15 protein-coding genes and 1 other annotated feature are annotated in these 13652 nt (G+C 38.1%); of the genes, 1 reads left to right on the plus strand and 14 read right to left on the minus strand.

Features of this window, described 5'->3' with window-relative positions:
• Positions 1–56: 56 nt before the first annotated feature.
• From AC0VXV_RS12325 to cymR, 11 genes are all read right to left on the minus strand, one after another.
• On the minus strand, positions 57–917 hold the full coding sequence (locus AC0VXV_RS12325) for a hypothetical protein (RefSeq protein WP_475528453.1): 861 nt from the start codon (positions 915–917) through the stop codon (positions 57–59).
• Positions 910–1404 carry an RNA polymerase sigma factor gene (locus AC0VXV_RS12330; protein ID WP_475528455.1) on the minus strand — a complete coding sequence of 165 codons (495 nt, stop codon included), beginning with the start codon at positions 1402–1404 and terminating at the stop codon, positions 910–912. The genes AC0VXV_RS12325 and AC0VXV_RS12330 overlap by 8 nt, the downstream gene beginning before the upstream one ends.
• Before the next feature lie 107 nt (positions 1405–1511).
• Positions 1512–1883 carry a DUF5071 domain-containing protein gene (locus AC0VXV_RS12335; RefSeq protein WP_475528456.1) on the minus strand — a complete coding sequence of 124 codons (372 nt, stop codon included), beginning with the start codon at positions 1881–1883 and terminating at the stop codon, positions 1512–1514.
• On the minus strand, positions 1880–2461 hold the full coding sequence (locus tag AC0VXV_RS12340; protein ID WP_475528457.1) for an anthranilate synthase component II: 582 nt from the start codon (positions 2459–2461) through the stop codon (positions 1880–1882). The genes AC0VXV_RS12335 and AC0VXV_RS12340 overlap by 4 nt, the downstream gene beginning before the upstream one ends.
• Positions 2458–3846: an anthranilate synthase component I gene (gene trpE, locus AC0VXV_RS12345; RefSeq protein WP_475528458.1), complete on the minus strand. Its 1389-nt coding sequence runs from the start codon at positions 3844–3846 to the stop codon at positions 2458–2460. Before trpE ends, AC0VXV_RS12340 begins: the two co-directional genes overlap by 4 nt.
• A gap of 53 nt (positions 3847–3899) precedes the next feature.
• Positions 3900–4107, minus strand: a binding site (T-box leader).
• A 50-nt stretch (positions 4108–4157) separates the two neighbouring features.
• Positions 4158–5525 carry a hypothetical protein gene (locus AC0VXV_RS12350; protein WP_475528459.1) on the minus strand — a complete coding sequence of 456 codons (1368 nt, stop codon included), beginning with the start codon at positions 5523–5525 and terminating at the stop codon, positions 4158–4160.
• Positions 5522–6163, minus strand: coding sequence for an ATPase (locus AC0VXV_RS12355; protein WP_475528460.1), 642 nt, complete (start codon positions 6161–6163; stop codon positions 5522–5524). Before AC0VXV_RS12355 ends, AC0VXV_RS12350 begins: the two co-directional genes overlap by 4 nt.
• 146 nt (positions 6164–6309) lie before the next feature.
• Positions 6310–6975, minus strand: a complete 666-nt coding sequence (locus tag AC0VXV_RS12360) for a tetratricopeptide repeat protein (protein ID WP_475528461.1) — start codon at positions 6973–6975, stop codon at positions 6310–6312.
• 57 nt (positions 6976–7032) lie between these two features.
• Positions 7033–8151, minus strand: a complete 1119-nt coding sequence (mnmA, locus tag AC0VXV_RS12365) for a tRNA 2-thiouridine(34) synthase MnmA (protein WP_475528462.1) — start codon at positions 8149–8151, stop codon at positions 7033–7035.
• Positions 8152–8210: 59 nt separating this feature from the next.
• Positions 8211–9356 (minus strand): cysteine desulfurase family protein, encoded by a 1146-nt coding sequence (locus AC0VXV_RS12370; RefSeq protein ID WP_475528463.1) that lies wholly within the window; start codon positions 9354–9356, stop codon positions 8211–8213.
• 25 nt (positions 9357–9381) lie between these two features.
• Positions 9382–9801: a cysteine metabolism transcriptional regulator CymR gene (gene cymR, locus AC0VXV_RS12375; protein WP_008408540.1), complete on the minus strand. Its 420-nt coding sequence runs from the start codon at positions 9799–9801 to the stop codon at positions 9382–9384.
• Positions 9802–9933: 132 nt separating this feature from the next.
• Here cymR and AC0VXV_RS12380 point away from each other — a divergent pair, with 132 nt between their 5' ends.
• A complete protein-coding gene (locus AC0VXV_RS12380; RefSeq protein ID WP_475528464.1) occupies positions 9934–11214 on the plus strand; it encodes a replication-associated recombination protein A in 1281 nt (426 codons plus the stop codon).
• Positions 11215–11384: 170 nt separating this feature from the next.
• On the opposite strand, the gene AC0VXV_RS12385 is transcribed toward AC0VXV_RS12380, so the two are convergent.
• The 3 genes from AC0VXV_RS12385 to AC0VXV_RS12395 all read right to left on the minus strand — a co-directional run bounded on the left by AC0VXV_RS12385 (position 11385) and on the right by AC0VXV_RS12395 (position 13510).
• Positions 11385–11879: a GTPase gene (locus AC0VXV_RS12385; protein WP_475528465.1), complete on the minus strand. Its 495-nt coding sequence runs from the start codon at positions 11877–11879 to the stop codon at positions 11385–11387.
• A 145-nt stretch (positions 11880–12024) separates the two neighbouring features.
• Positions 12025–12429 carry an aminopeptidase gene (locus tag AC0VXV_RS12390; protein ID WP_475528466.1) on the minus strand — a complete coding sequence of 135 codons (405 nt, stop codon included), beginning with the start codon at positions 12427–12429 and terminating at the stop codon, positions 12025–12027.
• A gap of 319 nt (positions 12430–12748) precedes the next feature.
• A complete protein-coding gene (locus AC0VXV_RS12395) occupies positions 12749–13510 on the minus strand; it encodes a tRNA threonylcarbamoyladenosine dehydratase (RefSeq protein WP_475528468.1) in 762 nt (253 codons plus the stop codon).
• Between the last annotated feature and the right edge of the window lie 142 nt (positions 13511–13652).

Below are 13652 nucleotides of genomic sequence, written 5' to 3' on the forward strand. Positions count from 1 at the left end.
AATTAACTTATATAATAATAAAAAAAGCAGCCGAGAATTGATTTCGGCTGCTCTCTTTAAAATAAGAATTCCTCTTCCTCTGTTAGTTCCAAATACAATGGCATAACTACAAAAAACATAGTCAGTACATAAAAAACTAGACACAGAATGGTTAAAGTTATCGGTAAATCAAAAGATGAAGAGAAAATAATCGTTGGTGATGTAAGAATCGATAAGCCCCCGATTATTTGACGGTACTTTTTAGAATAAAATAATTTTTCATTACACGCAGGACACCGCAATTCCAGTTTTAATTTACAAACCATTGTTACTTGTTCTTTTTTTGAATAACAATGGTGACAATGCGGACAGCATACCTCTCCTGTTGTATTCCGGGCAAAATAAAATAAGAGAACGATTTGTAAAATAATGATAAGCATGAAAATACTAAGTTTCAGCCACTGAATGTCCACTTCAAACATCTGAATTAGGCTCCCGAATGCATAGACGATAAATGGTGCAAGAAGGATAAGCAAATAGCGCAATTTATATACTGTTTTACGGAGTTTACGTAATTTCGGTTTTTGCCATCTCTTCATCGTAATGAACACAATTGTGGCGAAAACCCCATTGATAATCAGCAATAAACTAATGATGGACACATACTTGCCTCTTCTTATATCTTCGGCTAATTGCTCTCGCTCATAGTTTTCCACCACCGTGCTCGACGCCTGATTAGGAGGAGATACGATCAAATCATTAGTAAATAAGTATAGGAAAAATACTGCTGTAAAAACAAAAATCGGGGCAATTACATTTGTCCAATTCGTTTGTCGTTTCGGACGTTTGGAATAATCGACCGTTTGCTTCAAATTTATCTTCTGCCGTTCCGTTAATTGCATTTTACTTAATTCTTGCTGCCACTTCTCCTTAATCATCCTCCATCACCTCCATACTTAATTTCGGCTTTAATTTCGCCCTTGCACGCTGCAAACGCGATTTAACAGTCGATACCGCCAATTCTAATAGCTCGGCGATTTCAAACACTGTCATTTCCTCATAATAATAGAGTAATAATACTTCCCGATCTTTTACCGGTAATGTAAGAACAGCGGCGGTTATTTCACCCTGTAATTCTTTCTCTACATAAATCTGTTCCACACCCTTTTCATGCTGCTGAAAAAACTGAGTAATTACGAATTTCTTGTTTTTCCAGCTGCGCAAATAATCATAGCTGCGGTTAATCGTCATCTTCACTAAATAGGTTTTAATCGATGCTCTCTGTTCAAATTGTACTGATTTATGATAATAGTTTATAAATACGTCTTGGACGACTTCTTCAGCAGTTAAACGATCCTTCGTATATATAAAGGCAATGCGATACAAATAATCACTGTATGTATCAATTAGTTTCTCAATTTCCACTAGCCGCCCTCCTTTCACCCTTATAGACGAAAACAAACTTAATTTGGAGCATTTCTCCTTTAATTTATAAAAAAATCGCCTAACCAATTTATGATTAGGCGAATCTACTATGGCTGAAAACTTATTAAGGCTTCTTGAGCAGCTTCAATATTATCTTCATTGAATGGTGTTTTCTCCATTGCGGCAATTTGTTCGACAGCATCTGCCAATACGTGCTTTGAATAAAACGGCAGCTTCGGTACTATCGAAACGAGACACCAGTAAATCCACATGTCATCGTCCCCGCATAGCACTTCGTCAACAAGTGGCGTCAGCTCATTCGGATAGTGAAGCAGTAGCTCAACCATTGGTTCCGCGACAGGCCAGTTCATATCCTGCACCCATTCAAGCAGCTTCGGCAATAAAGGAATGACCGCTTCTGCATTCGCAGTTTTCAGTTTTTCCACTGCTGCAATGTCATGCTTATCTTTCGGTATCATGCCAATACCTCCACCTTTTTTAAAAACTCGCTGATCATGGATGTACCTAATTCTGTTCCGATGGACTCGGGATGAAACTGCAGCCCATATACCGGATATTGTTTATGTTGAATAGCCATAATTTCCCCATCATCTGTACTTGTAGCAACAACTTGGAAATCTGCATGCAATGTTTGTCTTTCAATAATTAGCGAATGATAGCGCATCACTTCCACTTCTCCTTCGAATTGTGCAAACAAACCTGTTTTTTCATATTGAAGCATGCTCGTTTTCCCATGCATAATATTTTGGGCACGGCTCACCGTTGCACCGAATGCTTCACCCATCGACTGATGGCCGAGGCAGATTCCCAATATCGGAATCTCTCTGTAAAGCTGGCGGATCATTTCAATAACAATACCTGCGTCTTTCGGTTCCCCGGGTCCCGGAGAAATAACAATCGCTTTCGGCTGCATCGTACGGATTTCCTCAACCGTCATGGCATCATTTCGAACAATTTCTACACCTTCCCCAAACTGTGCGATTTGGTGATACAGATTATACGTAAATGAATCATAATTATCGATAAGTAAAATCATTTGCGCACCTCCAGCAATGCTTTTGCTTTATTTAATGTTTCTTCATATTCCATTTCAGGAACGGAATCATAAACAATCCCTGCACCTGCCTGAACATAAGCTTTCTCATCTTTGATTACCATTGTACGGATCGCAAGGGCTAAATCCATATCCCCTGATGCCGATAAATAACCAATCGCACCTGCATAAATTCCGCGCTTTCTCTGTTCCAGCTCATTTATAATTTGCATCGCACGAATTTTCGGCGCACCCGATACCGTACCGGCTGGGAGGCTTGATGCGATTACATCGACTAAGTGGGCATCGTCCCGCAATTTCCCTGTCACCTCGGAAACGATATGCATCACATACTTATACATTTCGATTTCCATATATTTTGTAACAGCTACTGTTCCAATCTGCGCAACACGGCCAACATCATTCCGTCCTAAATCAACAAGCATTTTATGCTCGGCAATTTCCTTTTCGTCTTGCAGCAATGCATTCGCGATCGCTTCATCTTCCTGTGCATTCTGTCCACGCGGCTTCGTTCCGGCAATCGGATTTGTAGTGACAAGCCCTTTTTGAACTTTCACAAGACTTTCCGGTGATGTGCCAAGTACCGTATAGTCCCCAAATTCCATAAAAAACATATATGGCGAAGCATTTGACATCCTTAATTTTCGGTAAAGCGTCAATGGATTTTCGCGGAACTCAGCTTCAAACGTTTGGGACAAAACGACTTGGAATATGTCACCTTTACGTATATGGTGTTTTGCTGTTTCAACCATTTCAATAAAGCGCTCTTTTTTAATAGTCGGTGCAAATTGCATGTCGATTTCTGGTGTGTGCTTATAAGATAAAGATGACATCATCATTTTTTCGATATCATCCACTTTTTTCTGCATCAACTCCATCGTATGGCCCGTCTGGAACAGATCCATTGCCACGATGGATACTTGCTGTAACAGATGATCGATGACGATGAATGTTTCATAAAAATAAACATGAACATCAGGCATTTTATATACATCGCCTACAATTTCCCCGATTTGTTCAAAATGATATGCTGTTTCATAGCCGAAATATCCGATTGCCCCGCCAAAAAAGGCAAACGGAGCGTCTTCCTTTTGGATTGGCAATAGCTCTTTCAACAATGTTAATACCGGTTTCTGTTCTGTCGTCAGCTCCTGATTATGGATAGAATAAGAACCGGATTCCGCATTTCCTTTCAGCTCACCGACCGGATTAAAGGCGATGAAGGAATAGCGTCCGTTTTGCTTAAATTTTGCATTGGATTCGAATAATACTTTTTCCGTTCCAATGATTGATTCAAAAATTGAAATTGGCGTATACGTATCGCCATTTACCTGCTTCAATACGTATTTGTCTGTCTTTACTGCCATGCTCATCTCTCCTCAGCTTTTCTTTTCGTGAACACAAAAAGGCCCTTTCGCTTTTAAAGGACGAAAGAGCCGTGGTGCCACCTTTATTGACTAAAGTAAATTCATTTAGTCCACTCAAAACTCGTAACGTGAGCGCTACGGCACAGCATTTCCTCTGTGCAGCTAGAAATTCCATTCATAAAGTACGTTTACTGACTTCCACCAACCGTCAGTTCTCTAAAAAACGCCGCTTTACTACTCTTTTTTCATCATCGCTTTTACTATACTTGCTATTGTATCGTTTCAGCCCGATTTTTACAAACTATTTTAAATTAACTGTAAATATAAAGTTGTCCGTGTGATTTTGCATAGTACAGACTTGCATCAGCAAAGGCTACTAATTGATCATACGATACTTCTTCTTTTTTCAATTGGTCTGAATGGATAAATCCAAAATGAATCGGTATTTCTACGACTCCTGATGTCGAATGAACAGCAGTCGTTCGAAGTTTCTCTTCCAGCTTCATTAACAACTTAAAAAAGTCATTTTCAGGAATATTCTTTATAAACGCTTCCCCTGCATTTTTCGATAATACATTAACCTTTGCCTCATACTCGAAAATATTCGAATAAATCGACTCAAATAATGTGAATAATATCTGCTCAGTAAATAAAGTGCCGAACAGCTCTTCAATTTTATCTGTGATAAAGCACCAATGAATACAGTAAATCGCCTCATTGTTCGTAAGCGCATGTTCCACAAACTCGATTGTACTCTCTTTCGAAACGACATGCGGAAATTTAACTGCAAGCGCGGTCGTTTCCTCTTCGAAAAAAAAGTCAACATGTATGTTACGTATTTTGCGTACACTGATCGGCTCACTTTTATTCTTTTCAATCAAATGCTGCAATTCCTTTTTATAACGAAACTGCTCGATTAGTCCAAAACGTTGCAGATATCTATCCACTACGGACAATAATACATAGTTCTGTTGTTTCTCCAATTGAAAAAACGCCTGTTCAAACATTTCCAAGCTTTCATTCCCATAGCCAGCCCTATAGTTTAATATCGCTTCCGCAAACAGTATATTCCCGGCATAATAAGGGTATTTGCCTTCCAGATGCTGCAAAACATCGCGCTTTATCTGGTTAAATTCCATTTCACTATTCGTCGAAGCGTAATAATAGAGCGCTCCTAAATACCCTCTAACGATCGTTGCGCTGACAGCAGGAATTTTCTGTTTATAATACTCCGCCAATTTTATAGCGATATGAGCATTTTCCGGTTCATTTTTATAACGGTACTGTGCTGCCAGATTGCAATAATTAATGATAATAAATTCATCGTTTTGCAAAAGATGCGCATATTTAAGCGATTTTTTTGCTGCTTCTATCGATTCATGATGATGTTTTGTAAAGATATGTTCAAGACTGTACAAATAGTAATAAACCATCTTATTTTTATCTTTGCCATATGTTAAACAAAGCTTTTCATAATCATCCATGACCGCATGAAAGTTTTGATAGTTACCTATTTCAAAATATGTTGATGCCAAATATTCATAGCATAGGAGTGCTTCTGTATACCTTTTTTCTTCAAGTGTGCTCTGCAATGTAATCGTGCTGAATTGGATTACTTCCCTATATCGCAACTCATTGAAGAGATTTCGCAAATGTTCAATCTGGTTTGAAATTTTCATGTTACTCGTCCACCCCAGTCATTGATTAATCCAAACACGGCTTCATAAATCTCACTTGCCTCAGCAATTGCTTGTTCATAAAGGTTAAGAAGAAACTGTTCGAATTCTATTACAAGCATCTGCAATTCTTTTAATATAGTACTTTGTAATAAAGCGAGCTGTTGCGGGTAATTTTCAACTTCAATATATTTCGCATCATAATAAGGTCTTAAACTTCTACTACTGAAGCCTTTCAGAGCCTGGAAATTTGCCGCCATTTCCTCGTTATCTGCTAATTTTCCCACGAGAAACTGCTCCTGCTTTAAATAAATATAAATTGCACAAATGAACGCCAGCTTCTTGTTTTCTAATAAAGCAAGCTGAATATAGCGTCTTATTTGAAAGGTTTTAATTTTATCCAAAAAAAATTTCCGAATTGGATAAATCATCGTATTTTCCGGATTGGAAATACGATCGATTTCTTCAGTAGATAATAAATACCAAATATCAAATATGATGACTGAACGTTGGTAAGACTCCTCACTGAATGGAAGTATTAATGTGAATAAATTAAGTTCATCGATCAACTGCTGAAATTGGTACATTGCCTCATCTGAAATTAAAAACATACAATCTGCTTTATCTATTTTAGCCTGCATGCTACATATTTCACCTCAAATAACTGTCAGTTTCATCCATCATATCATAAACTTAATGTTTTGAAGTATTTCATTTTAGTATCTTTTTATTATAAAAAAGTGATGGTTGAAAACTCTCTTTCCAACACATCACTTTATATTTATTATTAATTCGAACGTTGGCAAATCATATCATATAAATACTTCGCCTGATCAAACTCAGGCTGCAGTGTATAAGCTTGTTTTAAATGATATTTTGCTTTATCGGTATCTGAAGTAGCTACCGCGTATAGTACACCTAAATTATAATGTGCATCTGAATTATTCCAGTCTTCTTCAATCACATACTCCAGCTCCGGCTTTGCATAATCGAACATCTCCAAAGAGCAAAGCAAAATGCCGTATGATAAACGAATTTGCAGATCTTTTGGTGCAAGCTCTGCCGCACGTTGCATAAATGGCAGGGCCAACTTGAATTGCTGTTCGCGTTCAAATGATTTTGCCAGCATGTAATAGGCATCTGCCCCTTCGATTCCGTAATCGATCGATTTTTGATATAGTTTTGCGGCTTCTGTGTAGCGTTCAGCTTCATAATATAAATTCGCCAAACCGTAATACGCTGTAGCAGCTTTTCCATCTACTGTAATCGCCTTTTGGAAAAAGCGTTCAGCACGTTCGATATCTCCCATCGCAGCAAGCAATGTACCGAAGTTTACATAGCCGATTGCATCATTCGGCTGTGCTTCTATTGCCTGTGTAAAAGCTTGTGCCGCTTCTTCATAACGCTTTTCCTGAAATGCCTTAATCCCGATTTCATTATAGTTTGTATCCATTCTTTCACCTCTATAAATATGTATAGACGCTCATTTTAAATGAACGTCTATCGTCTATTACCCTACATATGTTAACTTTTCGCTATTTTTAAATACGCCATCGATTGTACCGCCACCTAGGCACTCTTCGCCATCATACAGAACAACAGCTTGTCCAGGTGTAATCGCTCGAACAGGCTCGGCAAATTCAATATACGCTGTACCGTCTTCACGCATTGTCACTGTTACCGGCGAGTCTTCCTGACGATAGCGGAATTTAGCCGTGCAGTTAAATGTGCCCGTTTTCACTTCCCCTGTAAAGCTCATTTTTACTGCAGTCAATGCATCCGAATACAGTGCATTGTGATGGAAACCTTGGCCAACATATAATACATTTCGTTTTAAATCTTTACCGACAACAAACCAAGGTTCGCCGTCTCCACCAATTCCTAGACCGTGACGTTGACCTAATGTATAGTACATTAAACCATCGTGCGTACCTTTTACTTCACCATCAAATGTTTCCATATTGCCCGGCTGTGCAGGAAGGTACTGGCTTAAAAATTCTTTAAAATTACGTTCACCGATGAAACAGATCCCTGTCGAATCTTTTTTCTTCGCTGTAGCCAATCCCGCTTCTTCTGCAATTTTACGAACTTCAGGCTTCGGTAAATGTCCGATTGGGAACATTACCTTTTCCAGTTGTTCTGAAGTTAACTGATTCAGGAAATATGTTTGGTCTTTATTATTATCAATGCCTCGAAGCATTTTCACACCGTTTTCGTCATGCGCTACACGTGCATAGTGACCTGTCGCTAAATAATCCGCGCCAAGTGCAAGTGCGTGCTCCAGGAAGGCTTTAAATTTAATTTCTTTATTACACATAACATCAGGGTTTGGTGTACGACCTGCTTTATATTCTTCCAGGAAGTACGTAAAAACTTTGTCCCAATATTGTTTTTCAAAGTTAACCGCATAATATGGAATGCCGATTTGGTTGCATACTGCGATTACATCATCATAATCTTCTGTCGCTGTGCATACACCAAATTCATCCGTGTCATCCCAGTTTTTCATGAATATACCAATTACATCATAGCCTTGTTGTTTCAATAAATACGCGGCTACTGATGAATCTACGCCTCCACTCATTCCAATAACTACTCGAATTTGTGATGGATCTCTTGTTTCTACCATTTACTATTCACCTTTTCTTAGACAAATCGCGTAAAAGGCGCGAAGTCTTTCTTATAAATTTATAAAGTTAGTCGTTTCACAATTTCAGCAGTACGCTTTCCTGCTTCCCGCACTAACTCATCTGTTAATCCTAACCCAAAACTGAATCGAATGGAACTACGAAGCTCAGGAGCGTTCTGCCCATACATCGCAACAAGTACATGGGAAGGGTCAATCGAACCTGCTGTACAAGCAGATCCGCTTGATACAAGTACTCCTGCCATATCCAAATTGATCAAAAATGATTCAACATCCGTTCCGGGGAAAGTGATATTCAATACATGCGGTAAAACGCTCATTTGATGACCATTCAGATGAAAATCAATATCCGCTTGCTGGAACTGTTCGATTAAAATATTTTTAAAACCGTTGTACTGCTCAATACGCTGTTGTGCAGATTGTCCTGCTAACTCGGCTGCTTTTGCAAACGCAATAATCGCCGGGACATTTTCCGTTCCTGCACGGCGTTTTTTCTCCTGGGAGCCGCCATATAGGATATTTGTTAATTTGACTCCTGTTTTTGCATATAAAAAGCCAATTCCTTTAGGACCGTTAATTTTATGGGCAGAAACACTCAGCAAATCAACATGGAGTGCTTCTACATCCATTTTTTCCAGTCCGAATGCTTGGACGGCATCTGTATGGAATGTAGCGTTATGTTCTTTTAAGAACGCTCCAATTTCTGCGATAGGCTGAATTGTGCCGACTTCATTGTTACCATACATAATCGTAACTAAAATCGTATCATCACATAAAGCCTCTTTCACCTGTTCAGCTCGGATTCGCCCTGTTTTGTCAACAGGTAAATACGTCACCGTGAAACCTTCTTTTTCAAGCTTTTCACATGCATGTAAAACGGCATGGTGTTCAATTGCTGTTGTAATAATATGTTTTCCTTCTTTTTGACGCGCATACGCTGTTCCAAAAATGGCCATATTATCGGCTTCTGTTCCACCGCTTGTAAAAATAATTTCAGAGGGTTTCGCATTTACTTTTGCTGCCAAACTTGCCCGAGAATCATCCAGTGCTTTACGTGCACTGCGTCCAACTGTGTGAATACTTGATGCATTACCGCTTTCATCGGCCATTGCACGTGCCATTACATCAATTACTTCCGGTGCAATGGGCGAAGTTGCGGCATGATCAAGATAAATTGTATTTTTCAAAACTAACTAACTCCTTTAAATAACACTAAATGTAAAACATATAGCCGTCAGATACTTCATTATTCGTATATTTTGCCAAATCGTCAATCGTCGTTGTATCCAACACATTTTTTACCGCATCGCGAATACGCATCCATAATTCACGCTGTGGCGCTTCTTCATTTTCAATTCCTTCAACTGGCTGAATCGGCCCTTCCAATACACGGATGACATCAGCTGCCGAAATTTCGTTTGGCTTATGTGCCAACATATATCCACCATATGCACCACGGACACTCTTCACAAGGCCTGCATTGCGCAGTGGTGATACTAATTGCTCTAAATAAGCTTCAGATAAATCTTTATCCGCAGCAATTTGTCGCAACGGAATCGGTCCTTCACCATAATGCTTTGCCAATTCAATCATAATCGTTAAACCGTAACGTCCTTTAGTCGATATTTTCATCGTTACACCTCTTATTTTCTAGTCCTTTAATATTATTCATTATAACACAACTCCTTTTAAACCACTCGGAAATACTTTATGATTATTAACAAAACCATTTTATTCAACTGAAAAGAAAAGGAGCGAAAAATTATGCAAAATGAACCGCTCGCCTATAAAATGAGACCTCGTACAATTCGCGAAGTTGTTGGTCAGCAGCATATTATTGGACCGGCAACACCATTATTTAAAATGATTGAAAATGGACATGTACCTTCGATGTTGCTTTACGGACCTCCAGGGGTAGGAAAAACATCGATTGCAAATGCGATTGCCGGCAGTTCAAAACTTCCTTTCTTTGCATTAAACGCAACACATGCTGGGAAGAAAGATATTGAGCAAATCGTGATGGATGCACGAATGACCGGTAAAGTTCTATTGTTTTTAGATGAAATTCACCGCTTTAACAAACTCCAGCAAGATACATTGCTGCCGCATGTGGAAAACGGTTCAATCGTCTTAATCGGGGCAACTACGGAAAATCCGTTCCATGATGTAAACCCTGCCATCCGTTCACGCTGCGGGGAAATATTACAATTAGTACGCTTAACAGGCGCTGATATCGTCCAATTGCTTAATCAGGCATTGTCAGATAAAGAACGCGGCCTTGGACATTTAGAAATCGATATTACCGACCAGCAAATCGAAAAAATTGCTAATGCCTCAAATGGCGATGCCCGCAAAGCATTAACATTACTAGAATCGGTATATTATGCTTCAGATGAAAAAGACGGGGTAACTATTATTAATGATAATTCGATCGATGCATTAGCAAAAAGAATTGGGGTTTTTGGGGATAAAGGCGGCTCCCATTTCTATAACTTATTGTCGGCTCTTCAAAAATCAGTTCGCGGCAGTGACCCAAATGCTGCGCTCTATTATTTGGCTCATTTACTCGAAAATGGGGACTTGGTTGCTGTATGCCGAAGACTGCTCGTCATGGCATATGAAGATATCGGACTTGCCAATCCTAGTGTCGGGGCACATGTGCAGGCAGCAACAGAAGCAGCCGTGAAACTCGGGTTGCCGGAAGCGCGCATCCCACTCGCAACCGCTGTCGTTGAAATGTGTTTATCGGACAAATCGAATTCAGCCTATAAAGCTTTGGATGCGGCAATTGCAGCAATTCATGAGGGGAAAACCGGTGATATTCCGAACCATTTGAAGGATGCCCATTATGTGGGCGCGGCAACACTTGGTCATGTCGGATATAAATACCCTCACGACTCCCCAATTGGTACATTCGGTGGCTGGGTACAACAGCAATATTTACCGGATGAACTTGCAGGAACTGAATTTTACAAGCCCGTTATTGCAGGTGAAGAAAAAAGAATGGCCGCCATATATGAAAAGCTGAAATCTTTTAAGAAATAAGCGGCATTGATAAAATATACAAAAAGAGAATGGGACAAAAGCAAAAGTTACATTGGATAGAAAGAAAACAGTTATTACGAAAAGAATATTTTAACGCTCAGCAAAAAAATGCTATTTTTCTCTTAGAGAAAAATAGCATTTTTGGATTATGTCATAAACTTTTTTATAACTTACTTTTCGTATGACTCAGCAAATTGCTTAAATGCTTTAATACATTGTTCCACATTGTCGGCAACTGACAGTTTAACTTCTTCATCATTTAATTGATGAATACTTTTTTGAATTTCCGAAAGCAATTCCTCATTATTTGCTATATGCGCGTTTGGAATACAGCTCGCACTTAATTCATATAGCTTGATCACATGTGCACGTGCCTCCACATCATCTTCTGCTATTAAATTAGCATGTGCTAAACCTGTAAAGTATACAAGCTTAGAAGCAATATCCAGATAAAGTGTCCAATAAGTAGTACTTGATGGTAATTCCCCGTTATTTTTCGCGACATAATCATTAAAATTATTCGCTACTTTATGCAATAATTCATCAAGCTGCTCAAAAGCTTTTGACCAATTTGGTTTCGTATCGATATTTTCAAAAACGATTGTATCCATTTTCAACTGTAGACTCGGCAAATTCAATAAATCATTTTTCATTTCAATTGTCATTCTATCGTTCCTCCTTGCATCCCCATGCATATTATCAATACGTTATTAACTATAGCAAAAAAAAGGAATTTTTCTGCAAAAACGAAAAATTCATTAAAATCCTGCCATATTTTTGCCATAATTAATCTCTTAATAGAATATTATGTCATTTGCTATGCAATGATTCATCTGTCAAACGAGAAAAGTATTTTTCATATAGTAACTTCTCGTTATCAATATAACCGATTTTATAATTAACCATTACCCCTTGTTTATAAATTTTTATTGACTGTCCTGAACTGTAAAAAACCCATTTAAATGATTCGATCCATCTATCTAATCTTTTTTCATCATTGCTCAAAAATAATTGCTTTTCTTTTATTATATCCGCCATTTTCCAGAAACCTTCACTTAGCTTGAAGTTTTTCGTTATAAAATCATATTCAGGTTCAACAATATGATCTGTATCATAAATGTGAATTGTATTTATATCGGCATCAATCGCAATTTCCACCGACCCTATTTCATCATGTAAATTCAAGCCCCGGTATTCCATTTGTTGAATGACCATTTTTTAAGCTCCCTTATTAAACATTTTTATTATTTTACCACAATAATAACAACTTATATCAAAAAATGAATAACTATTCATATTATTATGCCTTTCTAGGAAATTTTTGTATAACTAAATGAAGTATGTAATTTATTGCGCAATAAATTTATTGATGGAAAGATTCATTTGTTGTTGAATCAATTCCACAATTAAATTATATATGAAAAAAAAGCACTTTAAATTAGTTTTAATCGTATAGTAATTATCCAATAAAAAAAGATGTGTTAAAGGGTCCGAAACCCCCTTCACACATCCTTTTATTTAAAGAAGTCCTTGCTTACCCTTGAACGCGATTAATTTGGACATCTTTTAAAATCGTATTAATTACCCAGCTAGCAGCAATTAAGCCAGCAACAGATGGTACGAATGCATTTGATGAAGGCGGTAATTGTGCTTTGCGGATTTCAGCTTCAGGCTTTCCTACATATTGTGCAACATCAGGACGAACAACAATTGGGGATTCATCTGAAAATACAACAGTTACACCTTTTTTAATGCCTTCTTTACGAAGCTTTGTACGAATTACTTTTGCCAGTGGATCTGTATGCGTTTTTGAAATGTCCGCAATTTGGAAACGTGTAGGATCCATTTTATTCGCAGCACCCATACTTGAGATAATTGGGATGTTGCGTTTTAAACATTCTTTCATAATATGGATTTTGTACATTACTGTATCGGATGCATCGATTACATAATCGATTCCTTGCGCGAAAAATTGTTCATATGTTTCTTCTGTATAAAACATATGCATATCAATTACTTCGCACTTCGGATTAATATCTGCAATTCGTTCTTTCATAACAGCAGATTTTGATTTTCCGACTGTTGATAGATAGGCAACTAATTGTCGATTAACATTCGTAATATCCACATTATCTTTATCTACTAATATGATACGGCCAATTCCGCTGCGTGCACATGCTTCTGCTGCAAACGAGCCTACACCGCCCACACCTAAAATTGCGACTGTCGTTTCTTTAAGTTTTTCTAACCCTTCTGTTCCAATAGCTAATTCGTTTCGTGAAAATTGATGTAACATCTAATTTTACCCCTCAATCTTTATCATTCTACTAGGCATTATATCGACATCAATTACGAGATGCAAGCAACAATATAACGACAGAAAGTAGCATTAATAATATTTTTGCTTCATGAATGCTTCAATCCCAGTTATGAAAGGA

The organism is Solibacillus sp. iso_87 (assembly GCF_056173085.1).